At 72.9% G+C, this 26561-nt stretch carries 25 protein-coding genes and 2 tRNA genes; 14 read left to right on the top strand and 13 right to left on the bottom strand.

The window, feature by feature from the left end; translation table 11 throughout:
* Window positions 1-9 precede the first annotated feature (9 nt).
* Window positions 10-1521, bottom strand: a complete 1512-nt coding sequence (arfA, locus tag HNP84_RS20830; RefSeq protein WP_312925350.1) for an arabinosylfuranosidase ArfA — start codon at window positions 1519-1521, stop codon at window positions 10-12.
* A gap of 112 nt (window positions 1522-1633) precedes the next feature.
* Here arfA and HNP84_RS20825 point away from each other — a divergent pair, with 112 nt between their 5' ends.
* Entirely contained in the window at window positions 1634-2704 is a 1071-nt protein-coding gene (locus HNP84_RS20825; RefSeq protein WP_185051423.1) for a LacI family DNA-binding transcriptional regulator, read from the top strand.
* 81 nt (window positions 2705-2785) lie between these two features.
* Here the strand turns inward: HNP84_RS20825 and HNP84_RS20820 are convergent, their stop codons facing one another.
* Window positions 2786-3103 (bottom strand): hypothetical protein, encoded by a 318-nt coding sequence (locus HNP84_RS20820; protein WP_185051422.1) that lies wholly within the window; start codon window positions 3101-3103, stop codon window positions 2786-2788.
* 213 nt (window positions 3104-3316) lie between these two features.
* Here HNP84_RS20820 and HNP84_RS20815 point away from each other — a divergent pair, with 213 nt between their 5' ends.
* Complete coding sequence (locus HNP84_RS20815) at window positions 3317-4813, top strand: peptide MFS transporter (protein ID WP_185051421.1); 1497 nt, start codon at window positions 3317-3319, stop codon at window positions 4811-4813.
* A gap of 1 nt (window position 4814) precedes the next feature.
* Here the strand turns inward: HNP84_RS20815 and HNP84_RS51170 are convergent, their stop codons facing one another.
* Window positions 4815-5702, bottom strand: a complete 888-nt coding sequence (locus tag HNP84_RS51170) for a GNAT family N-acetyltransferase (RefSeq protein ID WP_221336507.1) — start codon at window positions 5700-5702, stop codon at window positions 4815-4817.
* Window positions 5703-5811: 109 nt separating this feature from the next.
* On the opposite strand from HNP84_RS51170, the gene HNP84_RS20800 reads away from it, so the two are divergent.
* Both HNP84_RS20800 and HNP84_RS20795 read left to right on the top strand, forming a co-directional pair.
* On the top strand, window positions 5812-6408 hold the full coding sequence (locus tag HNP84_RS20800; protein ID WP_185051420.1) for a hypothetical protein: 597 nt from the start codon (window positions 5812-5814) through the stop codon (window positions 6406-6408).
* 178 nt (window positions 6409-6586) lie between these two features.
* Complete coding sequence (locus tag HNP84_RS20795) at window positions 6587-8725, top strand: SpoIIE family protein phosphatase (protein ID WP_312925346.1); 2139 nt, start codon at window positions 6587-6589, stop codon at window positions 8723-8725.
* Here HNP84_RS20795 and HNP84_RS20790 read toward each other — a convergent pair.
* Window positions 8703-10622, bottom strand: a complete 1920-nt coding sequence (locus HNP84_RS20790; RefSeq protein WP_185051418.1) for a DUF2264 domain-containing protein — start codon at window positions 10620-10622, stop codon at window positions 8703-8705. The genes HNP84_RS20795 and HNP84_RS20790 overlap by 23 nt on opposite strands.
* Window positions 10623-10732: 110 nt before the next feature.
* Window positions 10733-10978, bottom strand: coding sequence for a substrate-binding domain-containing protein (locus HNP84_RS51165; protein WP_221336506.1), 246 nt, complete (start codon window positions 10976-10978; stop codon window positions 10733-10735).
* 438 nt (window positions 10979-11416) lie between these two features.
* On the opposite strand from HNP84_RS51165, the gene HNP84_RS20780 reads away from it, so the two are divergent.
* Window positions 11417-11734, top strand: a complete 318-nt coding sequence (locus HNP84_RS20780; RefSeq protein ID WP_185051416.1) for a DUF2218 domain-containing protein — start codon at window positions 11417-11419, stop codon at window positions 11732-11734.
* Window positions 11735-11750: 16 nt separating this feature from the next.
* On the opposite strand, the gene HNP84_RS20775 is transcribed toward HNP84_RS20780, so the two are convergent.
* On the bottom strand, window positions 11751-11930 hold the full coding sequence (locus HNP84_RS20775) for a hypothetical protein (RefSeq protein ID WP_185051415.1): 180 nt from the start codon (window positions 11928-11930) through the stop codon (window positions 11751-11753).
* 117 nt (window positions 11931-12047) lie between these two features.
* Here HNP84_RS20775 and HNP84_RS20770 point away from each other — a divergent pair, with 117 nt between their 5' ends.
* Window positions 12048-12521 (top strand): MarR family winged helix-turn-helix transcriptional regulator, encoded by a 474-nt coding sequence (locus HNP84_RS20770; protein WP_185051414.1) that lies wholly within the window; start codon window positions 12048-12050, stop codon window positions 12519-12521.
* A 44-nt stretch (window positions 12522-12565) separates the two neighbouring features.
* On the opposite strand, the gene HNP84_RS56125 is transcribed toward HNP84_RS20770, so the two are convergent.
* The 3 genes from HNP84_RS56125 to HNP84_RS20755 form a co-directional block, all read right to left on the bottom strand.
* A complete protein-coding gene (locus HNP84_RS56125) occupies window positions 12566-13045 on the bottom strand; it encodes an STAS domain-containing protein (protein ID WP_185051413.1) in 480 nt (159 codons plus the stop codon).
* Between the two features lie 207 nt (window positions 13046-13252).
* Entirely contained in the window at window positions 13253-14014 is a 762-nt protein-coding gene (locus HNP84_RS20760) for a class I SAM-dependent methyltransferase (RefSeq protein WP_185051412.1), read from the bottom strand.
* A gap of 200 nt (window positions 14015-14214) precedes the next feature.
* Window positions 14215-14775, bottom strand: coding sequence for a CGNR zinc finger domain-containing protein (locus HNP84_RS20755; protein ID WP_312925342.1), 561 nt, complete (start codon window positions 14773-14775; stop codon window positions 14215-14217).
* 88 nt (window positions 14776-14863) lie between these two features.
* Here HNP84_RS20755 and HNP84_RS20750 point away from each other — a divergent pair, with 88 nt between their 5' ends.
* From HNP84_RS20750 to HNP84_RS20720, 7 genes are all read left to right on the top strand, one after another.
* A complete protein-coding gene (locus HNP84_RS20750; RefSeq protein WP_185051411.1) occupies window positions 14864-15343 on the top strand; it encodes a mycothiol transferase in 480 nt (159 codons plus the stop codon).
* Window positions 15340-16518, top strand: a complete 1179-nt coding sequence (locus tag HNP84_RS20745; protein ID WP_312925340.1) for a MalY/PatB family protein — start codon at window positions 15340-15342, stop codon at window positions 16516-16518. Before HNP84_RS20750 ends, HNP84_RS20745 begins: the two co-directional genes overlap by 4 nt.
* A 144-nt stretch (window positions 16519-16662) precedes the next feature.
* Window positions 16663-18072 (top strand): MFS transporter, encoded by a 1410-nt coding sequence (locus HNP84_RS20740; RefSeq protein WP_185051410.1) that lies wholly within the window; start codon window positions 16663-16665, stop codon window positions 18070-18072.
* A gap of 107 nt (window positions 18073-18179) precedes the next feature.
* The gene (locus HNP84_RS20735) at window positions 18180-19229 is read left to right on the top strand and encodes a class I SAM-dependent methyltransferase (RefSeq protein ID WP_185051409.1); all 1050 of its coding nucleotides are present in this window, start codon (window positions 18180-18182) and stop codon (window positions 19227-19229) included.
* Window positions 19230-19368: 139 nt separating this feature from the next.
* A complete protein-coding gene (locus HNP84_RS20730) occupies window positions 19369-21009 on the top strand; it encodes an FAD-binding oxidoreductase (RefSeq protein ID WP_185051408.1) in 1641 nt (546 codons plus the stop codon).
* Between the two features lie 310 nt (window positions 21010-21319).
* Window positions 21320-21391: transfer RNA gene (locus tag HNP84_RS20725), tRNA-Ala, on the top strand.
* Window positions 21392-21414: 23 nt separating this feature from the next.
* A tRNA-Arg gene (locus tag HNP84_RS20720) sits at window positions 21415-21485 on the top strand.
* A 33-nt stretch (window positions 21486-21518) separates the two neighbouring features.
* Here the strand turns inward: HNP84_RS20720 and HNP84_RS20715 are convergent.
* Both HNP84_RS20715 and HNP84_RS20710 read right to left on the bottom strand, forming a co-directional pair.
* Window positions 21519-22697, bottom strand: a complete 1179-nt coding sequence (locus HNP84_RS20715; protein ID WP_185051407.1) for an acetamidase/formamidase family protein — start codon at window positions 22695-22697, stop codon at window positions 21519-21521.
* A 24-nt stretch (window positions 22698-22721) separates the two neighbouring features.
* Window positions 22722-22889, bottom strand: coding sequence for a hypothetical protein (locus tag HNP84_RS20710; RefSeq protein ID WP_185051406.1), 168 nt, complete (start codon window positions 22887-22889; stop codon window positions 22722-22724).
* A gap of 131 nt (window positions 22890-23020) precedes the next feature.
* On the opposite strand from HNP84_RS20710, the gene HNP84_RS20705 reads away from it, so the two are divergent.
* Window positions 23021-24238, top strand: a complete 1218-nt coding sequence (locus HNP84_RS20705) for a PucR family transcriptional regulator (protein WP_185051405.1) — start codon at window positions 23021-23023, stop codon at window positions 24236-24238.
* Window positions 24239-24714: 476 nt separating this feature from the next.
* On the opposite strand, the gene HNP84_RS20700 is transcribed toward HNP84_RS20705, so the two are convergent.
* Entirely contained in the window at window positions 24715-25596 is an 882-nt protein-coding gene (locus HNP84_RS20700) for an NmrA family NAD(P)-binding protein (protein WP_185051404.1), read from the bottom strand.
* Between the two features lie 68 nt (window positions 25597-25664).
* On the bottom strand, window positions 25665-26522 hold the full coding sequence (locus HNP84_RS20695) for a helix-turn-helix domain-containing protein (protein ID WP_185051403.1): 858 nt from the start codon (window positions 26520-26522) through the stop codon (window positions 25665-25667).
* Between the last annotated feature and the right edge of the window lie 39 nt (window positions 26523-26561).

Raw genomic sequence — 26561 nt, 5'->3', positions numbered from 1 at the left:
GGCCGTCTTTCACAGACCCCTGCTCGGCGCCAGCCGTACGACGTTGAACGAGACGGGCGGCAGGACCGCGGAGAGCCGGTCGCCGCGGACCGCGGCGCCCTCCAGCGTCCGCGGGACGACCCGGTTCGGGGCCTCCAGGCTGTTGCGCGCGCCCGCGTCGTCGTCGGCCACGGTCACGTGGCGGGCCACGGCGAGACCCGGCAGGCCGCGCAGATCGACGTCCAGCGGGAGTGGCCGCTCGCCGCGGTTGACCGCGAACACCGTCAGCTCCCCGGCGTCGTCGTGGGTCGCCGCGGCGACCAGCGCCGGCACCTCCCCGAACCGCTCGGTCGGGAACACCGGCGAGGCGGCCTCCACCCGCAGGACGCGCCCGCGCGCGTGCGCGGCGGTGAGCGCGAACGGGTGGAAGATCGTCTGGCGCCAGGACGGGCCGCCGGGTTCGGTGCGGATCGGCGCGATGACGTTGGCGAGCTGGGCCTGGCAGGCGATGCCGACCCGGTCGGCGTGGTTCAGCAGGGTGATCAGCAGGCTGCCCACCACCGCCGCCGCCGTGACGTCGTAGTCCTCCTCGATGATCCGCGGCGCCTCGGCCCACTCCAGGCCGGCCTCCCCGCCGAACAGGCTCTGCGACCACACGTTCCACTCGTCGAAGGAGAGCTTGAGCCGCCTGCGGCTGCCCAGCTTGGCGGCCACGTGGTCGGCGGTGGCCACCACCGCCTTGATGTGGGCGTCCATCTCCTCCGCCGCGGCCAGGTAGCTCGCCCGGTCGCCGGCGGCGGGGTCGTAGTAGGCGTGCAGGGAGATGTAGTCCACCTGCTCGTGGCAGTGCTCCAGCACCGTCGCCTCCCAGGAGGCGAACGTGGGCATGCGGCTGTTGGAGCTGCCGCAGGCCACCAGCTCCACGCGCGGGTCCACCCGCCTCATCGCCTTGGCGGTCTCGGCCGCGAGCCGGCCGTACTCCTCGGCGGTCTTGCCGCCGATCTGCCACGGGCCGTCCATCTCGTTGCCCAGGCACCACAGCCGCACGTCGTACGGATCGCGGCGGCCGTGCTTGATGCGCAGGTCGGACCAGCGGGTGCCCTGCGGGTGGTTGGCGTATTCGAGCAGGTCGCACGCCTCGCGTACGCCCCGGGTGCCGAGGTTGACCGCCAGCATCGGCTCGGCGGGCAGCTCGGCGGCCCAGGTCATGAACTCGTTCAGGCCGAACGCGTTGGTCTCGATCTGCCGCCAGGCGAGGTCGAGCCGGGTGGGCCGCTCGTCGGCGGGGCCGACGCCGTCCTCCCAGTCGTAGTTGGAGACGAAGTTCCCGCCGGGGTAGCGGACCACCGTCACGCCCATCTCGCGGGCCAGGTCGAGCACGTCGCGGCGCAGCCCGTACTCGTCGGCCCGCGGGTGGCCCGGCTCGTACACGCCGGTGTAGACCGACCGGCCCATGTGCTCGACAAAGGATCCGAACAGGCGCCGCTCGACCGGTGCGATCTCGAAGGCGGGGTCGAGGGTGAGCTTGGCGCGGTGATCCACGGGCCGTCCTCCCGGATTGTTTCGCGGTGGTTACGAGATATACATCGTTGTATATAACGTTGTAAAGAGGTCCTAGACTGATCTCCGTCCGCAGCGGAGGGAAAGGTCAGGCATGGGGGAACCCACAGCAGCCACGCCGCCGGAGCCGAGCCCCGACGACCGGCGCCGTGTCGGGCTGAAGGACGTGGCGCGGCTGGCCGGCGTGTCGGTGAAGACGGTCTCGAACGTGGTCAACGGCTACGTGCACGTCACGCCCAAGACCCGCGCCCGGGTCGAGCGGGCCATCAAGGAGCTCAACTACCGGCCGAACCTCTCCGCGCGCAACCTGCGCCGGGGCCGCTCCGGCATCATCGCCCTGGCCGTGCCCGAACTGGACATCCCCTACTTCGCCGAGCTGGCCCGGCTGATCGTCGCCGCCGCCGAGGAACACGGGCTGACCGTGCTCATCGACCAGACCGGCGGCAGCAGGCACCGCGAGCAGCAGGTCGCCGAGGGGATACGCGACCAGCTCATCGACGGCCTGATCTTCAGCCCCCTCGCGCTGACCGCCGACGACCTGAGCGCGCGCACCGACGACACCCCGATGGTCCTGCTGGGCGAGCGCATCCACAACGGCCCCGCCGACCACGTCGTCGTGCACAACGTCGCCGCCGCGAAGGAGGCGACCCTGCACCTGATCGCCCTGGGCCGCCGCCGCGTCGCCGCCATCGGCGCCCAGGACGACGCCGCCGGCGAGACGGCGCGGCTGCGCCTGGCCGGCTACCGCGCAGCCCTGGCCGAGGCCGGCCTCCCCTTCGACGAGGGCCTTGTCGCCCCCGTCGCCGCCTACCACCGCGCCGACGGCGCCGCCGCGATGGCCCGTCTGCTGGACCTCGCCGAGCCCCCCGACGCGGTCTTCTGCTTCAACGACCTGCTCGCCCTCGGCGCGCTCCGCACACTCCTGGAGCGCGGCCACGAGGTTCCGGCCGAGGTCGCCCTCGCCGGCTTCGACGACATCGAGGACGGCCGCTACGGTACCCCCACCCTGACCACCGTCTCCCCGGACAAGCGGGAGATCGCCCGCCAGGCCGTCGCCCTCCTCGTGGAGCGGATGTCGGGCACCGCGCGGCGCGGCACCCGGGAGATCTACGTGGACCACCGCCTGGTGATCCGCGAGAGCACCACCGGCCGGAAGATCCCTTAGCCGCGTCTTATCCGCGTCCTCGTATGGTGACCCCGAAGTGCGTTTCGGGAGCGGCCATGTCGTTTCGGGAGCGGTCATGTCTCAGCGAAAGGTGAAGCGCAGGCGCGCCGCACTGCGGCGCGAGGAGGCCAGGCGGCGGGAGCGCCGCAGACGCCTGGTGCGCAGGGTCGTGCTCACCACGGCCGCGGTCGTGGCGGTGGTCGCGGCCGTGACGGGGGTGCTGCTGTACACCTCGCTCGGCGGCACGTCCCAGCAGGCCGTGCCCACACCGTCGCCGCCCGCGACCACCTCGCCCACGCCATCGGCGGCCACGAGCGGGCCGGCCACGCCGTCGGCCACACCGTCGATCACGCCGTCGGCCGCGGCCTCGGTGTCGGCGAGCGCGTCACCTACCGGCACACGCTGAGAGCCGCCGCGCTCCGTCCCTGCGACGGACAGACCGGCGGCCTCCGCGGACAGTGCCGGCCGAAAACCGTAGTTGGCCGCATGCGCCAGTTCGGCATCACCTTTCACACTATTAGTCCTTTTTCTCCCCTTTGTACCCGAATGGGCAAAACGCAGCTAGCGCCGGGGTAACGTGCTACTGCACTGCGTAATTCGGGGGGAGAACGCATGACACACCCGCCCGCCCGGGAGAAATCCTTCTTCGGGCACCCACGTGGCCTGGCCACCCTGTTCGGCACCGAGATGTGGGAGCGCTTCAGCTACTACGGCATGCGCTCGATCCTGGTGCTCTTCCTGTCGGCCCCGGCCGTCCGGGGCGGGATGGGGCTGTCGGAGACCACCGCGGTGGGCGTGTACGGCGTCTACATCGGCTCGGTCTACCTGCTCGCGCTCGCCGGCGGCTGGATGGCCGACCGGCTGTTCGGGCCGCGCAAAACCGTCCTGTACGGCGCGATCGTGATCATGTGCGGGCACCTGAGCCTGTCGGCCCCCGCCGCGGGGGCGTTCGTGTGGCTGGGCCTCGTCCTGGTCGCCCTCGGCAGCGGCATGCTGAAGCCGAACATCGCGGCGATGGTCGGCGACCTGTACCCGCCGCGCGACGACGCCCGCCGCGACTCCGGGTACACCATCTTCTTCCTGGGCATCAACATCGGCGCGTTCGCCGGGATCATGGCCGTCCCGTGGCTGCAGGAGGGCGACCGCTGGCATCTCGCGTTCGGCGCCGCGGCGGCCGGCATGGCGATCGGCCTGGGCCAGTACGTCCTGCGTGGCCGGCATCTGGCCGGGATCGGCGAGGAGCCCGAGCACCGGCTGACGCCGCGCGAGCGCGCCCGTTTCCGGCTCACGCTCGGGATCGCGGTGCCCGGGGTGGCGCTGGCCCTGACCCTGTGGGCGCTGAGCGGCACGTTCACCATCGACCGGTTCACGCTGGTGCTCGCCCTCGCCACGGCGGCGGTCCCCCTGGCCTACTTCCTGTTCCTGTTCAACGGCTCGCACGAGATCACCCCCGAGGAGCGGACCCGGCTGCGCGCGTACGTGTGGCTGTTCCTCGGCGCCGCCGTGTTCTGGATGATCTACGACCAGGCCGGGGGCGCGCTCACCCTGTTCGCGCAGAACAACACCGACCTCGACGTCATGGGCTTCAGCGTGCCGCCGGGCTGGATCAACAACGTCAACTCCCTGGCGATCATCATCCTGGCGCCGGTGTTCGCCGACGTCTTCCTCAAGGCGGGCGACCGCGTCAGCGCCCCGGCCAAGTTCGCCGTGGCGCTGCTGCTGGTCGGGCTGAGCTTCGTGGTCATGTCGGTCGCCGCCGGCATCGCCTCCGGCGGGGTGCGGGTGTCGATCATGTGGCTGATCTCGGTCTACCTGATCCAGACGATCGGCGAGCTGTTCCTCAGCCCGGCCGGCCTGTCGGTGACCAACAAGCTGGCGCCCCGGGCGTTCGAGAACCAGATGATGGGCGTCTGGTACCTCGCGATCTCCCTGGGCGACGCGGTCGGCGGCCAGACCTACCGGCTGACCGCGGTGGTGCCGATGCCGGCGTACTACCTGGGCCTGGCCCTGGCCGCCGTCGCCGCCGGCGTCGCCATGATGATGTCCGCGCGCAGGCTCCGCGTCCTGATGGGCGACACGGCGGCCCGCCCGGCCGAGGTCAGGGCCTAGGTCAAGGCGCCGCGGGGCGGTCGATGCGGTAGAGGTAGTGGGCGCGGTCGTCGATGGGGTTGTCCGGCTCCAGCTCGCCCTCGGCGACGCGGCGCAGCCCGGCCTTCTCCAGCGCCCGCCACGACGCCCGGTTGGCCGCCGAGACCGGGATCAGGATCGCCGGGGCCGCGGGGTGGTCGCGCCAGGTCGCCTCGACGACGGCCCGGATCATCTGGGGGCCGAGGCCCCGGCCGACCTGCCCCGGGTCGCCGATCAGGTAGTCGAGGGACACCGTGTCGGCGGGGACGTCGAGGATGGCGGACAGCTCGGTCAGGTACTCGGGGAAGTCGCCCAGGCGGCACCGCTGGACCAGGCCGAGCGGCCGGCCGTCGAGGAAGGTCAGCAGGTCCTCCGAGGGGTCCTCGCCCCTGGCGGCGGGCCCGAAGTCGCGCGTCACCGCCTCGATCGAGGTCTCGTGGTGCCACCACCGGGCCACGTGCGGCCGTTCCAGCCATTCGCGCAGCAGCGGGAAGTCGCGCTCTTCGAGCCGGCGCCAGGTGATCACGGACCGCGCCGCCTCGTACGCGGCGAGCACCCGGCGCGGCGCGCGCAGCCGCCAGGAGTCGGTGAGCAGTTCCGTGAGCTCCTCGGCGTCGATCGCGTCGAAGCGGACCAGGACCACCGGATGACCGTCGTAGTGCGGCGTGGTCCAGAACGCCTCCGGATCGGCGGCGATCAGCTCGTGCTTCTCCTCCTCGCTGCCGCACCACACCACGAGCACGTCGCCCTCTTCGCGGATCCGGGCGAACCACTTGTCCTTCACCCGGAACGCCGGCGTGCCGTACGACGGCCGCTCGGTCGTCTCGGGCAGCGACAGCGCGATCCGGCGCACGTCGTCCTCGGTCACCATGGCGGCTGCACCTCCCGCCCCGGAGCCTAGCCAGATCAGGGGTGAACCGGATGAGAGTCAGGGTTTTCCCTGACGATATGTAGGCAGCCTACGCATAGACTGCCGTTCCATGAACCAGAGATTGCAGGGCGCGAGTCTGATCATCGCCCCACTTCTCGCGATGGCGGCGACATTCCTCTGGGTGGACGGCCGATACGGGGCCGCCGGTGGAACACTCCTGGCCCTTTCCGGGGTCTTCTGGGCCCACGGCTTCACCGGTCTGTTCGCGGTCATCGGCCGGCGAATGCCGGTTTACGGGTCGGCCGGCCTGCTGCTGGCCCTGTTCGGCTGCCTGGGCGCCATCGCCTTCGGCTTGCAGGGCTTCTTCGAAGAGGTGTTCAGGGTGTCGGGCCCGCAGTCGCTGGCCGCCTTGGCGCACTATCCCGTCCTGTCCAACCTGGTGCTGTGGCTGCCCGGGCCGTTGTTCCCGCTGACGGTCTTCGGCCTGGGGGTCGTGCTGACCTGGCGGCGATGGGCACCCGTCTGGATCGGACCGCTGCTGTGCCTCGCGGCTGCGGTCTTCCCGGCGAGCCGGATTCCCCGTATCGAGTGGGTCGCCACGGTGGCCGACGTGCTGCTGTTGCTGCCCTTCGCCTACCTGGGGTGGACTCTGATCCGTCAGCGCGACCTGACCGCCCGGCGGGCCCGGGGCGAGGCTCACGGGTGAGGCGCGGTGCACGCCGAGCCCGAGCCCGGAAGTCCCGGAAAATCCCATCTCATCCCCAACAACGACCCAGAATCGGGCAAGAGGTGCTTTCGCCTCCGACGGAACGGCCTAGCGTTGACGCATGTCCGGTGGTGAGTGGGCCGTACCGGCGTCAACGCAGGGTGGAGCAGGACGCACCGTGCGGCGTGGCGCCGGGACGGCTCCCCTGCCCGGCACAGCCGAGATCGACCGGGTGCTGTCCAGGGCGGTACGCGACACCGGAGCCCACATCGCGGTGATCTACCTGCTGGAGGACTCGGGCCGGCTGCTGCGGATGGAGGCGGCGATCGGGATGCCGGCCCAGATCGTCAAGCCGTGGACCCGGGTCAGGGCGAACGCCGACGTCCCGGTCGCCGCCGCCGTACGCGGCCGGGCGCTGGTGTGGGTGCCCGACCAGCAGGAACTGGCCCGCCGCTTCCCCGCGACCGCGGTGGTCGTGCCGGACCCGTTCGCCACCGCCGCCGCCCCCATCCAGAGCGGCGGCCGGGTGTGGGGCGCCTGGGCGCTGATCTGGCCGCCGTCGCGCCCGCCCCATCTCACCCCCCGCGAACTCGACGCCATCGAGATCGCCTCCCGGGACCTGGGCGAGGCGCTGCGCTGGGCGGCCGAGGCCGGCCGCCCGCCGAAGCCCGGCCGGCGGCCACGCCTCGTGCCCCCTCCCCCGCCCGGCGCGCCGGACAGGCAGCGCGCCCTGGCCGCCGGAGGCTATCTCGACCGGCTCCCCGACGGCTGCGCCGCCGTGGCCCCGGAGGGCCGCATCACCTTCGTCAACGCCGCGGCGGCCGAACTCCTCGGCGGCGACGGGCCGGACCTGCGGGGACGGCTGCTGTGGGAGGCGGTGGCGTGGCTGCGGGACCCGGTGTTCGAAGATCGCTACCGTGCCGCGCTGGTCACCCAGCAGGCCACCTCGTGCGACATCCGGCATCCGGACGGCCGCACCCTGGAGGTGCGGCTGCACCCGGACCCCACCGGCATCAGCCTGCGCATCACGCCCGCCACGCCACACCGTCCCCGGCGGGAGCACGGCGCCCCGCCGGCGCCCCGCGGCGGCTCCTTCCACGACTTCCTGCACATGGCGGCGGCGCTGACCCGGGCGCTCGACGTGCGCGAGGTCGTCGAACTGGTCACCGACCACGTCATGCCCGTGTGCGGCTCCCAGGCCATGGTGATCATGGTGGCCGAGACCGGGAGGATGCGGATCGTCGGCTCGCACGGCTACCGCCGCGATGTGCTCGACCGGTTCGACGGCCGGCCCCTCGCCTCCCCCGGCCCGGCCGCGCAGGTCATGCGGACGGGCGAGGCCGCGTTCTTCGGAAGCCGGGAGGAACTGCGCCGCGGATATCCGTCGGCGGCGAACATGGACGGCATGGCCGCCTGGGCGTTCCTGCCGCTCACCGTCTCCGACCGCGTGCTCGGCACCTGCGTGTTCGCCTTCGACCATCCGCGCCCGTTCACCACCGAGGAGCGCACCACCCTCACCACGCTCGCCGGGCTGCTGGCCCAGGCCCTCGACCGCGCCCTGCTCTACGAGGTCAAGGACCACCTGGCCCACAGCCTGCAGACCAGCCTGCTGCCCCGCGGCCTGCCCGAGATCGCGGGCCTGGAGACGGCCGCCCGGTACGTGCCCGCCACCCCCGGCGTCGGCATCGGCGGCGACTTCTACGACCTGATCCGCCTCGACGACACCGCCGCCGCGGCCGTCATCGGGGACGTCCAGGGCCACAACATGACGGCCGCCGCGCTCATGGGCCAGGTGCGCACCGCCATCCACGCCCACACCGCCGCCGGCGCCGGCCCCGGCGAGGTGCTCAAGCACACCAACCGCCTGCTCATCGACCTGCGTGCCGAGCTGTTCACCAGTTGCCTGCTCGTCCACACCGACCTGCGGCTGCGTACCTTCTGCGCCGCCAGCGCCGGCCACCCGCCGCCGCTGCTGTGCCCGCCGAACCGGCCCGCCGACCGCGTGGACGTGCCGGTCGGGCTGCTCCTCGGCATCGACCCCGACGCGGACTACCCCGTCCTCCAGGCCCCCTTCCCGCCGGGCGCCGTCCTCGCCCTCTACACCGACGGCCTGATCGAGACCCCCGGCATCGACCTCGACCACGCCATCGGCGCCCTCGCCGTCCACCTGACCCGCGCCGCGCACCAGCCGCTGCATCGGCTCACGGGCACGCTGCTCGGCCACGCGTCCTCCGTACGGCAGCGGGCCGACGACATGGCGCTGCTCCTGCTGAAGCACAGCCCCGGTGACGCGGTCAGGACGCGGGGCGGCAGGTGAAGGACCCGGCGGGTCCGGCATGGCCGCCGCCGGGGACGAGGACGGCGCACTCGGGCTCGCCGCCGAAACGGACCCGGATCGGCTCGCCGTCCGCCGGGGTCAGGGTCACCTCCTCGCCGCGCACCTCTACGCGCGGGGCGGGCGGCTCCGGTCCGGCGGCCGTGAGCAGGACCCGGCTGACGTAGACGGCGGTGCCGCCGGGATGGGCGTCGCAAATGACGTACGGCGTGGCGGAGTGCGAGCCGAAGGCGTTCACGCCCCGCGCCGCCGCCACGCCGGCGCCGGTGTAGCCGTGCAGCCCGCGCACCTCGCTGACCAGGCCGTCGGCGCGCCGGGCCCGCGCCCGCACTCCTGCGGACTCGGCCGCCGGCGGCTCCTGAGCGGCGAGCGCGTGACCGCCGTCGCGTACGCGGTGCCCGGCGGGCGCCGTGACCCGGTGGACGCGGATCTCGGCCGCGCCGTCGATCACGGAGGCGGTCACGACGCGGACGGGGCCGTCCCGGTAGGCCGAGGCCGCGAAGCGCTCCCCCACGCCGAGCGGTTCGATGCGGCGCCGCTGCGAGGCGGCCCCCTGCGGGGTGAGGACGGCGAGCTGGTTGTCCAGCGCCCCGGGGCCGATGTCGGGGCCGGTGTGGCTGGTGTAGCCGAACCTGAGGTAGTGCGGGTCGGGCGGCCCCGCGGGGTCCTGGACCCGGTCGCGGTCGCTGCCATGGTTGACCAGCCGGACGACGCCGTCGGCGCGGGTGGCGTGCAGCACCCAGCCGGGCGGGCGCATCGCCACCACCTGGTCGCCGAGGTCGATCGGCGCCGCCTCCTCGGGGTCGGTCCACACCGGGTGGCCGGGCGGGAGCAGCAGGCCGAGGAACGCCTTGCTCGCCCAGTACGGCGAGCCGGGGCCGGAGTACCCCTGGGTGCCGGGCGGGAAGGCGTCGTACCAGCCGCACGTGAGCAGGCCGCGGCCGTCGGGGACGCCCCGCTCGACGAAATGGCGTAGCACGCCGCTCGCGATCCGCCTGGTGCGTCCCGGGGGCAGCGGCGAGGCCCCGGTCAGGGCGCCCAGCCACAGCGGGGCGACCGTGGCGAACCGGTAGATCAGCGAGCGCCCCTGGTGGACGGGCCCGCCGTCCGCGGCGAACATGTGCTGGTACTGCTCCAGGAAGCGGCGCAGGCGGCCGGCGTAGAGCTGCCGGCGGCCGGTGTCGCCGGCCATCCTCGCCCACAGCGCCGTGTACTGGTGCATCGCCCAGCCGCAGTAGTAGTCGAAGTTCTTGCCCGTGCCGTCGGAGTACCAGCCGTCGCCGGCGTACCACTCCTCGGCGCGCTCCAGCCCGCCCGCGATCTCGGCCGGGTCGTGCGGGCCGCCCACCTCGGCCAGGAACTGCTCCACCACCACCTGGAACAGCACCCAGTTGTTCGCCGGGGTCCGCCGCCCCACGAACCCGGCCAGCCACGCCACCACCCGCTCCTGCTGCGCCGGGGACAGCCGGTCGTACAGCCAGGGACGCGTCTCGTGCAGCGCGAGCGCCACCGAGGCGGCCTCCACGAGCGGCTGCGCCATGTCCCGCAGAGGCGGCCAGGCGTACGGATGCCCGGGGTCGGTCCCGGCCACCAGCCCCGCGGCGTACCTCTCCAGCAGGGCGGCCGGCACGTCACCCCCGGCCCCGGCGATGCGGAAGGCCGCGAGCAGGAACGTACGGGCGAACCCCTCCAGGCCGTCGCTCACCACCCCCTGCCGGCTCGGCGCGCCCGGCAGCCGGAACTGGGCGAAGCCGTCGCTCGCGTACGGCACCACCGACTCCAGCAGGTGGTCCGCCACGCTCTCCCAGTGAGCGCGGGTCCAGCCGGTGTGACCGGACAGGTGGGGATCGGCAGGCGGCAGGCGGAGCGGGGAGGGCATAAAACGGATACTACAGCCGCGACATGGATTCGGTCTCGCCTGAGCCGCCATTGACAGAAAGCGTTTTAACGAGCGCGCTCTCCGGCCACCGGACCAGGGCGACGCCACGCCTAGGCCGGCGGCTCCGGCAGGAGGGGGCGGACGGAGTCGCGGACGATGATGTGGGTGCCCAGGAGCAGGTGCTCGGCGACGGGCGTCTCGTTCGACAAGGCCAGGCGTACGGCGGTGCGGCCCAGCTCCTCGTGCGGCACGTGCACGGTCGTGAGGCCGATGTCGGCGGCCGGCGGGAGATCGTCGAAGCCGGCCAGCGAGACGTCGCCCGCTCCGGATCGCCGCCGGTGGTGCCGACGATGCACAGCCTGCCCTCGCGTACGGCCTGGTCCTGGACCCCCTGCGCGACATGGGCGTAGTGCGGGGAGGTGACGGAGGTGACGACGATGGCCACACTCCTGGGCCGCACCCCCGGGAGCCCCCGGGCGTGGGCGTTGGCCACATAGTCGAGTTCGCGCACGGCGCGCATGACTTCGTACGCCGTTCGCCCCGTCAACCAGGCGGACGCGAGCCTTCAGCGCGGTGTGACGCGGAAACGCGTCCCGGCGAAGGCGCTGCGCGAGGGACGGATCGGCAGTTTCCCCCAGGTCATAGGCGCATCCCGTGCATGTAAGCGATTGCCCCGGGCCGTGCCTTGACGGTCTCCTCCCGGCCCTTTGGCCGGGCGCCGGCCGTCCCGTCACGGTTTGTACGCTGGTCGTGGATCGGGACCCGGCCCCGCACCTCGGGTGAAGGAGACCTCGATGAGCCACAGTGAAGCAGCGGTCAGCACCGACCGGCCCGCCCGCTACGGCAAGCAGCTCGTCGCCCACCTGGGCCGCCGCCACGGCGGCGAGTGGCTCGACGAGGAGCGGCGCGGCACGATCGACCTCGGCACCGGCCGCGCCGACGTGTCCTGCTCCCCCGACGCGCTGCTGATCCGGCTGGAGTGCCCGGCGGAGTCCGTCGCCCAGCTCGAAGACGTCGTGGGCCGTCACCTGGTCCGCTTCGGCGCCCGTGACGAGCTGGTCGTGCGGTGGGTCCGCGAAGGGGGCGAACCGGGCAGCGAGCAGCGGACCTGACCCCCGCGCGGCGCCGTCAGGGCGAGAAGTGCATCACGACGGCCAGCCCGACGACGTGCAGGAACACCACGATGGCGATCAGCGCGACGAACACGAACTTGGCCGGCCCGTGCTCGAAGTGCTTGCCCTCCTTCAAGGGCGGCAGCTTGGCCTGGCGCTCGGCGATGCGCTGCTCAAGCGGCTTGCGGTGGAACACGGTGCCGTCCTTCCCGGGCCGGCCCACGGACGTTTTGCGTCGCGGCTGTTTGTGGGCTATTAGTTTGTGCACAAAGTGATGTACTTCAATCTACCAGGGGCACTGGGAGGTGCGTGGATGGAGCCCGTGACAGAGGCGACAGACCCCCTGGCCCTGGACCGGCAGGTGTGCTTCGCCCTCAGCATCGCCTCGCGCAGCGTGATCGCCCTGTACCGGCCGCTGCTGCAGCCCCTGGGCCTGACCCACCCGCAGTACCTGGCGATGCTCGCCCTGTGGCAACACGAGCCCCTGTCGGTCAAGGAGCTGGGCGAGCTGCTCCAGCTCGACCCGGGCACGCTGTCTCCCCTGCTCAAGCGGCTCCAGGCCCTCGGCTACATCCACCGTGAGCGCAACAGCAAGGACGAGCGCGCCCTGGCCGTGACCCTCACCCCCGCGGGCCGGGCGCTGCGGGCGGAAGCGGAGAAGATCCCGCCCGCCATCGTGGCCCGTCTCGGCATGGAGCTCGACGAGCTGCAGGACCTGCACCGGGCACTGACGCGCGTGATCGCGGCGGCCCGAGGCACCGGCGCCCCCGAGCCGCAGGACGCCTGACGCGGCCACAAGCCGCCGCGGTTGGCCCCTCGAAGACGTTCCTGTTACGGCCGGGACGCCGCGGGGATCAGCTCCAGCAGGCGCAGCATGTGGGGCGGGACGTTCTCCATCTGGATCCAGCCCCCGCGGCACAGGCGGATCAGGGCGCGGACCCCGGCCACGTCCACGAAGGTCAGCCCGGACAGGTCCAGGGTGAGCGGCCCGGCGTCGCCGCGGGCGCCGGCCATGACCCCGCCCATGACCCCGCCCGTGACCTCGGCCAGCACCTCGGCGACGGCCGAAGCGTTGGAGGCGTCGATCTCGCCCAGGAACCGGACGCGGCGGCCGAGCGGCGCGGAGTCGCGGACGATCCGCAGGATGTGGTCGGCGTGCACGACCTCGCGATCCGGGGCGGCTGCGAGCGCGCCCGCGCCCGGATTCGGGGCGGCTGCGAGCGCGCTCGGGTTCCGTTCCGGATCGGCCGCGAGCGTGCCCGCGCCCCGGCCGGGGACGCCCTCGATGCCCGGCCTGCGTCCGCCGGGCACGGCCGCGAGCCCGCGCCCGCTGTCGCGGTGCCAGGTCGGAGCGGGGCGACGGGGAGGGACATGGCGTTCTCGCGGGGGCGAGGGCGCTCTGGGACCGTACCTGCCGCTCGTGCACGCGTTACTCCCGAAGCCGGTTACCTGAACGAATTTTCGCCATTATATCTTCGCACGTGATACCGGCCCTTGACCAGCCTTGCGCGCGGGGAGTCAGGCCGGCTTCCTGGCCTCGATGAGGAACCGGGAGGAGTGCGCGACGAACGGGCCGTCGCGCTGGATGCGTTCGTGCAGCTCGCGCAGCCGGTCGCGGTGGCGGTCCACGCCGAAGCCGGGCACAATCCAGATCACCTTGCGCAGGAAGTACACGACCGCGCCGATGTCGTGGAACTCCATCCGCAGCCGCTCCAGGCGCACATCGACGATCTCCAGCCCGGCGGCCCTGGCCTCGGCGCTCTCGTCGTCGGGGTGCCGCCTGCGGCGGACCTCCTCCGGCTGCGGGCCGAGGAAGTGCTCGGTCAGCTCGAAGACGCTGGCCGGGCCGACGTGCTGGGCGAAGTAGGTCCCGCCGGGACGGAGCACCCGGGCGATCTCGGTCCACCACGGGGTCACGGGGTGGCGGCTGACCACCAGGTCGAACGCCTCATCGGCGAACGGCAGCGGGGGCTCCTCCCCCGTCGCCACGACGACCACGCCGCGCGGGTGGAGCAGGCGGGTGGCCCTGGCGACGTTCGGCGGCCAGGACTCGGTGGCGGCCATGGCCGGCGGCAGCGTCGGCACACCCGCCAGCACCTCCCCGCCGCCGGTTTGGACGTCCAGCGCGGCGTTGACCGCGGCGAGCCGTTCGCCCAGCAGCCGCTGGTACCCCCACGACGGGCGCTGCTCGCTCGCCCGTCCCTCCAGCCAGGAGAAGTCCCACCCATCGACCGGCGCCGCCTCGGCCTCGGCGACCAGTTCCTCGAACGCGCGTCCCATACCCGCATCCTCACAGGCGGGCGCCGGGCGCGGAAACCGATTTTCCGGGGGCCGCGACTCCACGCCGAGCGGGTCGCGGCGGAAGTGGAGACCGGGACGGCGGGGGCGTGGGCCGGCGGGCGCCTCCGCCGACGGAGGCATCGGCCGGGCGGGGGCCTTAGGCGGGGGGCCTTAGGCGGGGGGCATCAGCCGGTGAGGCGTCAGCCGACGGGGGCGGCCGTGGCGGCCTTGCTCTTGCGGGAGCGGTAGTTGGCCGCCTTGACCCGGTTGCCGCACTCCTCCATGCCGCACCACTGGCGGTTGCCGCCACGGGAGCGGTCGATGAACACGCGTGTGCACTCGGGGAAGGCGCACTCGCGTACGCGCAACTCGCCCAGCTCGCTGAGGAGTTCGGCGGCGGAGCAGGCCACGCTGGAGGCGATGGCCCCCGCGTCGCCGACGCGCACCAGGCCGGCCGGGGTCAGCGTCACACGGGGCGGCGGGCCCGCCGCCTCCTCGTTGACGACGCGCAGGTCGTCCTCGGGCCAGGGACGGCCCGCCATCGCGCCGGTCACCAGCCGGTAGACGGCTTCGCGCAGCGTGCGCAGCCGCAGCAGGCCCGCGTCGTCCACGGCGGGCTCCCGCGTCGTCACCCCGGCCTCGACGGCCCATCGGGCCAGGTCGGCGGGGGTGACCAGCAGTTCCTCCGGCTCGCTGCGCCGCCACTTGAGCGTGCCCATGAAGTCGAGCGCGAGGTTGCCGCTGACGAAGACGAAACTCACGTCACCATCTTGACAGGTGACGCACCCGTGGCGCAATGTTGCCGTCACCTACTAAGCCGGTGACGGACACCGCGTACAGGAGCCACGTGTGATCACCGATGACGACTACCTCTACTACGCCGGCCGCGCCCTGGACGGCATGGCCGCGATCGTCGCCGGCCTCGGCGATGACCTCGCCAACGTACGGCCGCCCCTCCCCGGCGCGAACTCGCCGTACGCCCTGCTCACGCACTGCCTGGGCGTGGTGTCCTACTGGGCGGGACATCTCGTGGCGGGACGCGGGATCGCCCGCGACCGCGACGCCGAGTTCACCGCCGCCGGCCCCGTCGGCCCGCTGCTTGAGGAGGTGGCGGCGGCGCGCGCCCGGCTCGCCGAGGACGTGCGCGCGGCCGACCCCGCCGCGAGGCTCCGCGGCACGCCCTCCCCGGCCTTCCTCGGCCCCGACCGCGAGCTGACCCAGGGATCGGCGCTGATGCACGTCTACGAGGAACTGGCGCAGCACCACGGCCAGATGGAGATCCTGCGGGACGCCATCCTCGCCGGGCAGCGCGCGGAGGCGACGCCGTGACTGGCCCGCAGGCAGGCCCGTTCGAGACCATCGACACCGGACGCCTGCGCTCCGGCCACGGCGTCAAGTGGGGCTCGCTCTCGCCGGACACCATCGGCGCCTGGGTCGCCGACATGGACTTCGGGGTCCCGCCCGCCGTGCGCGACGGCATCGTGCGGGTGACCGAGCGGGGGGACTTCGGCTACCCGTACTGGCCCGGCGAGGACCCCGTGATCGCGGCCTTCGAGGAGTGGATGGCCGCCCGCCACGGGTGGCGCCCCGAGCCCGGCCGGACGCGGGTGTTCACCGACCTGCTCCAGATCCTCCAGATCGTGATCGAGTACACCACCGCGCCGGGCGACGGCGTCGCGATCCACGTGCCGGCGTACCCGCCGTTCCTGGCGAGCATCGCCCGCGCGGGCCGCCGGATCGTGCCGCTGCCGATGGAACGGGACGAGACGGGATGGGGCTTCGACACCGCAGGGCTGGCCGAGCGGCTGCACGGCTGCCGCCTGCTCGTGCTCGTCAACCCGCACAACCCCACGGGCCGCGTCTTCACCCCCGCCGAGCTGGCGCCGCTCGCCGAGGCCGCCGGGGAGCTGGACCTGGTGGTGCTGGCCGACGAGATCCACGCCGACCTGGTGTTCGCCCCGCACCGCCACGTGCCGTTCGCCTCGCTCGGCGAGACCGCCGCCCGCACGGTCACCACCACCTCGGCGACCAAGGCGTTCAACATCGCCGGGCTGCGCTGCGCCGTCGCGCACATCGGCCCCGGCCCGCTTCGCGACGCCCTGGCCGCCGCCCCGCTCGACTTCTTCGGCCAGCCGAGCATCCTCAGCCGGGTCGCCACCGTGGCCGCGTGGCGCGACTCCCACGCCTGGCTGGCGGACCTGATGCGCACTCTGGAGCGCAACCGGTGCCTGATCGGGAAGTGGGCGGCCGACCTGCCGTGGGACGCCCGCTACCACTCCCCCCAGGGCACCTACCTGAGCTGGCTCGACTTCACCGGCAGCCCGATCGGCGCCGCCGCGCCCGCCGGGAGCCTGGAACGCCTGGCGAGGGTCAAGCTCAGCGACGGGGCCGAGTTCTCGCAGCACACCCCGATCGACACGGCCGCGTTCGCCCGGCTCAACTTCGCCACCAGCACCTCCAACCTCCAGCGGATCCTCGACCGCGTCTCGGCCGCCCTGGCCTGAGGCTCCACGAGGCTTCACCCGGCCTCCCCCAGCGGACTCGACCCTGCGGACTCGCCCCCCCGGACTCGCCCCCGCGCGCTCGACCCTGCGCGCTCGACCCTGCGCGCTCGACCCCGCGAGCGCGCCCCTGTGAAAGGGAACACCATGCCCGACGCCCGTCCCGTCCCGCCCGAGCACCCCACCCCGGCCCCGCCGTCCCCGGGAGCCGCCGACGCGACCACCCCCGCCGCCGTCTCGGCCCGCCTGGAGCGCCTGCCGTGGAGCCGCTTCCAGCGCCGCCTCTTCCTCGTCGTGGCCACCGCCTGGCTGTTCGACTCGATCGACCTGGCCGCGATCACCTTCCTGCTGGCGCCCATCAGCGCGCACTTCGGCCTCACCGCCGCCGAGGCGGGACTGCTGGGCAGCGCCGGATTCGCGGGCATGCTCGCGGGCGCGGTCTCGGCGGGCGCGCTCGCCGACCGGTTCGGCCGCCGCCGGGTCTTCCAGTACAGCATCGTCGTCTGGGGCGTGGCCAGCCTGGGCCTGGTCTTCGCCCCGGACCTGCCCACCCTGCTGGCGTGCCGCTTCGTGCTGGGCATCGGGATGGGCGCGGAGTTCCCCGTCGCCGCCGCCCTGCTCGCCGAGTTCATGCCCGCGTCGCGGCGCGGACGCTACGCCGCGCTGCTGGAGGGCGCCTGGCCGGTCGGGTTCGTGCTCGCCGGGGCGCTGGCGTACGTGATCGTGCCGGCCGCCGGCTGGCGCGCCTTCTTCGCGCTGCAGGCGTGCCTGGCCCTGTGGGCGCTGGTGATCCGGCGCGGCGTGCCCGAGTCGCCCCGCTGGCTCGCCTCCCGCGGCCTCACCGATCAGGCCGGCGCGGTCATGGCCGCCATCGAGCACAAGGTCACCATGCTGACCGGGCGGGCGCTCCCCGAACCGGTGATCACGCCGGTGACGGACGCGGGCGGCCCCGGGGGCCTGCGCGCCCTGTTCGTCCGGGGCCGCCGGCGGCGCACGCTGATGGTGTGGCTGACCTGGTTCGCCATCCTGTTCGGCTACTACGGCCTGACGACCTGGATGGGCAAGCTGCTGGCCGACAACGGCTCCGACATCGCGGGCAGCATCGGCTTCATCGTGCTGATGGCCCTGTGGGGCGTGCCGGGCTTCCTGTCCGCCGCCTACCTGATCGAGGTCGTGGGCCGCCGTACCTGCCTGGCGGGCTACACCGTCGCCTCGGCCGTGGCCGCCTTCCTGTACGGTCAGGCGTCCGGCCTGCCGGAGCTGATCGGCTACGGCTCGGTGCTGCAGTTCATGTTCTTCGGGATGTGGTCCTCCCTGTACGCCTTCACCCCCGAGCTGTTCCCGACCCGTATCCGCGGCACCGGGGTGGGCACCGCCACCGCGGCGGGTCGGCTCGGCGCCCTCCTCGGGCCTGTCGTCGTGCCCGCCCTGCTGGCCGCGGGCGGCGCCCCGCTGGTCTTCACCGCCAGCGCGGGCCTGTTCGTCCTGGCCGCCGTCGTCGTCGTGGCGTTCCTGCCGGAGACCAGGCGCGCCGTCCTGGAGGACATCGCCCCCTGAAACGCCCCGCCCCCTGGTGCGTGCCGTGACGAGGCCGTGACGGACACCAGGACGAGTCTTTCCGTGACGGCCGGCATGCGGCCGGCTCGACCAGGAAGGGGACGGGGATGGACGACGAGAAGGTGAACGAGTTCCTGGGCCGCTTCGTGACCGACCTCGCGGCCACCGAGGCCGCGGGCTCGATCGTCGTCGGGCACCGGCTGGGCCTGTACCGCGCGCTCGCGGAGGGAGGCCCCGCGACGCCGGAGGAGTTCGCCGAACGCACCGGATGTCACCCGCGCTACCTCACCGAGTGGCTGCGCGGCCAGGCCGCCGGCGGGTACGCCGAATACGATCCGGAGACCGGCCGGTTCCGGCTGAGCGAGGAGCAGGCGTTCTGCCTGGCCGACCCGAACGGCCCCAACGTGCCGGCGGCGTTCCTGGTCGCCGTGGGGATGCTGCGCGCCGAGCCCCGGATCACCGAGGCGTTCCGCACCGGCGCCGGGGTCGGCTGGCACGAGCACTCCGAGGACGTCTTCGTCGGGTGCGACGCGTTCTTCCGGCCCGGTTACGCGGCCGAGCTGGTCCCTCACTGGATCCCGGCGCTGGACGGGGTCGAGGCCAAGCTGGCCGCCGGCGCCAGGGTGGCCGACGTCGGCTGCGGCCTCGGCTCGTCGTCGATGCTCCTCGCCGAGGCGTACCCGCGGGCCAGGGTCGTGGGCTCCGACTACCACGCCGACTCGATCGCGCTGGCCCGCAAGCGGGCCGCGGAGTCGGGGCTCGCCGACCGGGTGAGCTTCGAGGTGGCCTCCGCGCAGACCTTCACCGGGACGGGCTACGACCTGGTGACGATGTTCGACTGCCTGCACGACATGGGCGACCCGCTCGGGGCCGCCCGGCGGGTGCGGGAGGCGCTGGATCCGGACGGCACGTGGCTGCTGGTGGAGCCGATCGCCTCCGACAAGGTCGAGGAGAACTTCAACCCGGTCGGCCGGCTGTACTACAGCGCCTCCACCTTCCTGTGCGTGCCCAACAGCCTGTCCCAGCCGGTCGGCCGCGCGCTGGGGGCGCAGGCAGGCGACGCGGCGATCCGGGAGGTGGCCACGGAGGCCGGCTTCACCCGGTTCCGCCGGGCCGCGGAGACGACCTTCAACGCGATCTACGAGATCCGCCCGTAGCGCCTCGGGCGCGCCGATGTGCACCTAACCCCACCCCCGGTGTGCGGCTGGGCGCATTACCCCGCCCTCGCCACGCTCCTAGCGTCGATCACATACCGGGTTGCGGTCCCGGCCGAGGACGCGAAGGGGTTGATCGAACGTGGGTGAGGTGACGCGCCGCGGGTTCATCGGCGGCACGGCGGCGTTGGGGGGAGCGGTTTCGGCGGTGCTGGCGTCGGCGGGACCGGCGGCGGCCGGTCTCCTCCACGGGAACGGGGACGACGGGCCGCAGCTCGGCCCGGTGACCGTGCGGCCGTCCGATCCGCGCTATGAGGACCTGGCGGTCCGGCGTACGAACCAGCGCTTCCGGCACGAGCCGGAGTACTTCGTCGTCGCGAGCTCGACCGAGCAGGTCGTCAGGGCGGTCGGCGAGGCCGTGCGCGCCGGCAAGCGGGTCACCGTGCGCAGCGGCGGGCACTGCTACGAGAACTTCGTCGGCGACGGGGCGCAGGTCGTGATCGACCTGTGCGAGATGTCGCGGGTGTACTTCGACGAGGAGCGCGGCGCGTTCGCCGTCGAGGCGGGCACGACGCTCATGTCGGCGTACCGCAGGCTCTACCTCGGCTGGGGCGTGACGTTCCCCGGCGGCCAGTGCGGGGGCGTGGCCGCCGGGGGGCACATCGCGGGCGGCGGCTACGGGCCGCTGTCGCGGCGCGACGGCCTCACGGTCGACTATCTGCACGCGGTGGAGGTCGTGGTGGTGGACCGCTCGGGCCGGGCCCGCGCGGTGGTGGCCACCCGCGACCCGGCCGACCCGAACCACGACCTGTGGTGGGCGCACACCGGTGGCGGCGGCGGGAGCTTCGGCATCGTGACCCGCTACTGGCTGCGCGACCCGAAGGTGCGGGGGAACGACCCGTCCCGGCTGCTCCCCCGGCCGCCCGCGACCGTACTGTCCGGCGTCGCCATCTGGTCCTGGGAGGGCATGACCAGGGAGTCCTTCCGCAGGCTGCTGCGCAACCACGGCGAGTGGCACGAGCGCAACAGCGCGCCGGACTCGCCGTACGCGAGCCTGTGGGCCGCGCTGCTGATCCCCGGCCGCCAGTCCGGCGCCGATCCGGGCGCGATCATCCTGCCCACGCAGATCGACGCGGACGTCCCGGACGCCGAGCGCCTGCTGCGCGACTTCTTCGCCCACGTGGGGCGGGGTGTCACGCCGGAGGTCTTCGTCACGCCCCTCCGGCGGGACCCCTGGTTCCAGGCGGTGCGCACGCTCTCGCTCGGCGCGGACGCGGAATCCGGCCGATTCAAGGCGAAGTCCGGCTACCTGCGGCGGGCCTTGACGAACCGGCAGGCGGACGCCGCCTACGACCGCCTCAGCGTCGCCGGCGAGGTCTCCTCCCAGGGCGTCGTGTGGCTGATCTCGTACGGCGGCCGGGTCAACACCGTCGATCCCGCCGCCACCGCGACGGTCGAGCGGCAGTCCATCATGAAGGTGCTGCACCTGGTCACCTGGGAGGAGGGCCAGGACGCCGCCCCCCGCCTGGACTGGGTCCGCGACTTCCACCGGGAGACGTACGCGGACACCGGAGGAGTGCCGGTCCCGGGCGGCGCCTGCGGCGGCGCGTACATCAACTATCCCGACACCGACCACGCCGACCCGAAGTGGAACACCTCCGGCATCCCCTGGTTCACCATCTACTACGGTGCCAACTACCCCCGCCTGCAGAAGGTCAAGCAGCGCTGGGACCCCCGCGACGTCTTCCACCACGCCCTGTCGATCCGTCCCCCCGGCCGCTGACGCCCACCCTGGAATCGCCCGGCGGGTGCCGGAATAAATGCGTTGCCCGCGGGTTCTCCGCCCCCTTACCGTGATTACACGCTCGCACGAGGAAAAGCGGAGGGAGGCGGGCATGGAAATCCGACGGATTCGAAACGACCGGCCCGCCGGGCCCGCGGCGGCGATGCGATTCCACGGCGCCCCGGCCGCCGCCCGACCCCACGCCGCCCTCCGCCGACCGGCTGCCGGATAGGCCGCACGACCTGCGCGGCAGCCGCCCCGGCAACGCGGGAGCGAACAGCGAATAGGCCCTGTACCGAAAGGGCCGAATGGGCCGATGGTGTAACGGGAACACACCTCCCTTGCAAGGAGGCAGATGCGGGTTCGAATCCCGCTTGGTCCACGAGTCGATGGAAATGCGACCACGCCCGTGTCGCCAATGGACAGGCAACCGGACTACGAATCCGGCGGTGCAGGTTCGAGTCCTGCCACGGGTACGACCAGAACTGCTGGAGACGTCCGGCGACGGGTCAGCGGGGCAGGATGTCGCGGTCGAAGATGTCGATCGGCAGGTAGAGCGTCACCGTGGGATTCGGGATGGTGACGATGCAGCTTATGCGGATCTCGACGGGCGCGACACTGAGGATCACGTACGCCTGCTCGCCGCTGTAGCCCACCCCCATCAGGAAGTCCACGGCCCGGCGCATCGCCTCACGAGCGGCGAAGCTCGCGTCCTGGTAGCCCTGCTCCTGGTCGTCGAAGCAGAAGCCGTTGAAGCCGAGATAACGGCCGGCGCCGAAGTGGGCGGCCAACGGCGTGGGGCGGACGACGGGCGTGGTGATCCGGTGGCGGGCCATGCCGTCCTTGATGACGCGCAGCCGCAGCCAGGTGCGGCCGTCCATCTCCATGGCGTTGAAGCTGCACTCGCCGTCCCCGGCCGACAGGTGGTGGTCGCCGAGGGACAGCAGCCCGCCCTCGACGAAGACCGGGAAGTAGACCATGGCCCCAGGGCCGAGCTTGTTGATGTCCATGTTGCCGCCGTTCTCCCGGGGCGGCTGGGTACGGGCCGCCACCTGCGCGGCGTCCTGTCCCAGGCCGCGAAGCAGTGCGTTGCGCGGGTCGGGGGCGAAGGCGCGCCCGTCGGCGTACAGCGGTCTCTCGCGCTCATCCCAGCGGCGCATCAGCTCCGGAGACGGCGCGACCCCTATGGTCCCGACGTGCGGCTGGGCGGGGATTCTGACGCCGGGCACCTCGGGTGACTCGGCGATACCGCCGCGGGCGTACCAGGTCGAACGGTAGCCGTCGGGGAAGATCTGGCCGAGCAGGCCCGGGGTGCCGGGCAGGATGTTGGAGAAGGCGACGCCGCTCAGGGGCTCGACGCCGAGCACCTCCGCGACGAGCACGTCGCCGGGCTCGGCGCCGTTGACGCGAACCGGCCCGGTCAGCGGATGCATGCGCGACAGGTCGGCGCGCCGCAGTTCGTCCAGGCTGCCGTTGTCGTGGATCTGGTAGTCGTCGTAGGCGGCCGACTCCAGGATCACCTCCTCGCCGGGGTCCACCGTCACGGCCGGTGGAATGTCCGGATGCCAGCGGTTGTGCCCGATCTCGGGCTGGGCCGCGAGCGGAACCCCGATCCGGCAGGCGAGCCGGGGCACGTCCAGGTAGCGGTCGCTGAAGCGGGACAGCGGCTCGAACACCTCGCGCTGCATGATGCTCCTCACGAGTCATGGGTGTCAGAGGGTGGCGGTGAAGCGGACCTCGGTGAAGCCGCCGGCGTCGAAGTTGGCGGTCAGCCCCGGGTAGGCGATGGCGTCGAGGCGTCCGGCCAGGGCGTCCACCACCTCACGGGTCAGGCGCTCGGAGGCGGGTGAGATCCACGGGCGGGGAAAGCGGGCACGCATCACGGTGTCATCTCCGGAGGTCGGGCTCGTGCGGTTCGACGGTAGGCGGCGGCCACCGGCCTGCGCATCGGACCGATGACGAGATCGCGCGCCGCAGATTTCTACATTCGTCGCAAGGAAAGGAGTCGCGCATGGACCTGCCGGGTGTGGACCTCCAGGAGGTGCTGGAAGGACTCGCCGAGCGGCTCGGCCGCGGGGTGTTCGCCGACTCGGTGGACGGGCGGCTGATCGCCTACAGCAGGCAGGACGCCCGCGCCGACCAGGCACGCATCGCCTCGATCCTGGCGCGCCGGGTCGCGCCGGAGCTCCGCGCCTGGCAGAACCGGCACGGCATCACCACCGCCACCGGCGCCGTCCGCCTGCCCGCGAACGCGACGCTGGGCATCCAGGCTCGCCTGTGCGTCCCCATCAGGCACGGCGGGCGATGCCTGGGCTACCTGTGGGTGCCTGAGGACGGCGAGCCGCTCGACGGCACTGCGCTGAAGGCGACCGCGGACGCCGCCGCCGTGCTGGCCCGTCTTCTCGGCGAGCCGGCGGACGCGCCGGGAGAGCGCGACGACCTGGTGCGCCGCCTGCTCGAACCGGACCAGCCGGGAGCGAGCGCGCGCGACCGGCTGACCGGCCTGGACCCGTCACTTATCGATGCGCAGGTGCTCGTCTGCGCCGCCGTGCCGACCGTCCGTGGCCGTGATCGCGTCCGCGCCATGTCCGCCACCGAGTTCCAGAGCCTCGGCGCGGCCTTACCACGGGCGTTGCGAACAGATCCCGCGTACGTCGGCTGCTTCGTCACCACCGGGCACGTGACCGCCCTGTCCCGCCACTCCTCCCACGGCCCCTCCGTCCTGGACCGGGCGCTGCGCAGGGCGGCCCGCCGCCCGTTCGCGATCGGCGTCAGCGACCCCACGCCCTTGGAGGTCCCGGCGGTGCGCGAGGCGTACCGGCAGGCCAGGGTCGCGGCCGGGGCGGCGGCCCTGGACCCGGCGCTGCCACGCATCCTGCCCTGGCCGGACGCCGGGCCGTACCGCATCCTGATGCGCACGACGCCACCCGGGCCGCCCGACCCCGTGCTCGCCTCGCTGGAGCGCGCCGGCGACTCGGCCGCCATGCTCCGGACCCTGGAGACGTACCTCGACCTGGGCTGCGATGTCCAGCGCACCGCGGCGACGCTGCACCTGCACCGGACCACGGTGTACTACCGCCTCGGCCGGATCGCCGAAATCCTCGGCAAGGACCTGCGCGACGGGCTGGTGCGCTCGCACCTCCACCTGGCCTTGAAGGCCCGCCGCCTGAACCGCGCCGGAATCGACCTTCGGGCCGTCACGCAGGCAGGGTCGGCGGTATCGCTGTAGACGAGCACATGAACATCCCCGAGTTGCTGGGCGCTGCAGCCGATGTTGTCCCGGCATACACGCGCGGTACCGCAGCGGTGTCGCGGCCCGGGGGACCGGCCTGCCGGGGGCCGCGGCCGGGGCGTTCAACGCCACGCTCAAGCCCCCTCATCTCGGTGACCTGGGGTCATCCCACCCGTTGGGCCGCCCGTCTCGCCGGGCACTCGCTCCGGCTTGGGCGGGCCAGACGGGATGGCGGTGGGCACGCCGGGCGTGTGGATCATCACGGCGGCATGGGCAACACCCGCGACGTCGCCGCCCCATGCACGCGTCGCGGCCGACATCCGCATCTACGGCGGCGGGGAGTCCGAGTTCGGCGTGCGGATCGCCGCGGTAGGTCTGCCGCATCCGCGTACGCCGTGCGGACTCGCTCGGCAGGCGGCCTCGGCGAACCCGAGCCGGGCCCGGGATCGGTGGTCGTGGCGTGTTGTGGGCGTTCAGTTGATGACGCGGGCGAGGAACTCCTCGAAGGTCGTGGGTGTCGCGGTTTCGGCGTTGCGCGGTTGGATCATGGCGATCCGGCGTTCGGCGACGTCAAGGGTCATGGCGGTGGTGCCGCCTGCCATGTGCGGGGAGAAGCCCGCGGCCAGAAGGCTGGCGCGCATGGTGGCGGAGTCGATCCGTTCGTAGCGAGCCCCGCGCCGGCCGAGGGCCTTGCCGATCGCGGCGGTGACCTCGGTGAGAGTGATGTCTCGGGGGCCTTGCAGTTCGAGCGTGCGGGTGCCGGCCTTGCGTCGCCCGGTAAGAAGGTCGGCAGCAACGGCGCCGATGTCGGCCGTGGCGATGGCCGGGAGGGGAAGGTCGGCGGGAATGAGTCCGTGGGCGGTGCCGGTGGCGCGCACCTCGTCGATCATCGGCAGGGCGTTCTCCATGAACCACCCGGGACGCAGGTGGGTCACTTCCACACCGGTCAGGGTGTCCAGCGCTTCCTCCAGCGGGCGTAGCCCCCACACCGGGCCACGGGCCCCGTCATAATTCGCGGCCCAGCCGCTCAGACTGACGATCCGGGTGAGGTCATCGAGCCCGTCGAGCGCTGTGCGGTAAGCGCTGATCACGCGTCGCTGGTGGGCGGGGAAGTCATCACTGCCGGGGATGATCCCGGGCGCGATCATGACGAAAGCGGCGCGGGCGTCGGCGAAGGCTTCGCGGAGGCTGCCGGGGTCGTCGGTGCGGACTTCGGCCGCTTCGGCGCCGCGGTCCACGTACCGCTGGAGGCGGTCGCGGCTGCGGCCCAGCACCCGAACCTGTTCACCAGTGGCGAGAAGCGCTTCAGCGACGGCGGAACCGGTGTTGCTGGTGGCGGATGAGACGACGATCATGAGTGTTCCTTGTATGGAAACGTGTGCCATGTGGTGCGTTGACGACCGGCCGTGTGCCGGCCGGTCGGTCAGGCGGCCGTGAGGGCCGCGAGAAGAGCGAGCCGGTCGGCCGAGTGGGTGCCGGCCTTGGCCGCGCTGATGATCAGACGCTGTCCCGGATCGTCGGGCAGGCGAAGGATCTCCTCGTTCAGCTCCAGCTCTCCGACCACAGGATGGCGGTAGCGGCGAACGGTGTGCAGGCAATCACGTACCGGGTGGTCGCGCCACAGGCGCGCGAAGTCGTCGCTGCCGGTGGCCAGTTCGGAGACGAGCTGGTGGAGGGCGAGGTCATCGGGCCGTTCCGCGGTGGCCAGCCGCAGGTAGGACGCGAGATCTTCGGCCTGCCGCTCCCAGTCGGCGAACAGCTCCCGAGAACGCGGGTCGAGGAAGACCCGCCGCGCCTGGTTCGGCGCCTGCGGTGTCCCGATGGCGGCGATCTCGTCGGTCGTCAGGCTCCACAGCGCGTATCCGAGTGGGTTGCCCGCGAGGATGTCGGTGCGCCGTCCGACGAGCACGACGGCGCTCAGGCTGCTGTCAATGAGGTCGCGGATGGGAGCGCGGACGTGGTCCTCGTGACCGGTGCCCCGCACCGGCGGGAGAGCCCGGGCCAGCCGGTAGAGGTGCGCGCGCTCGTCAGGTGACAGCTTCAGTGCCCGTGCGATGGCGTCCAGGACCGCATCCGAGACCTGATGGCTCTCGCCCTGCTCCAAGCGCGTGTAGTACGTCGTGCTGAGCCCGGCCAGCGCCGCGAGCTCCTCGCGCCTGAGGCCGGGCACCCGGCGCCGGTCCCCGTAGGAGGGCTGGATGCCGAGCTCCTGCGGGGTCACCGCGGCACGACGTGCCCGGAGGAACTCACCCAGTTCCTCCGACGACGACTTGCGGGCCATCACCCCTCCATCATCCCTCGTCGCCCACGGGCCCCGCCT

The sequence above is a fragment of the Thermocatellispora tengchongensis genome (assembly GCF_014202315.1).
In the GTDB taxonomy this organism is placed as follows: domain Bacteria; phylum Actinomycetota; class Actinomycetes; order Streptosporangiales; family Streptosporangiaceae; genus Thermocatellispora; species Thermocatellispora tengchongensis.
This window is presented reverse-complemented; position numbering and strand designations above follow the sequence as displayed.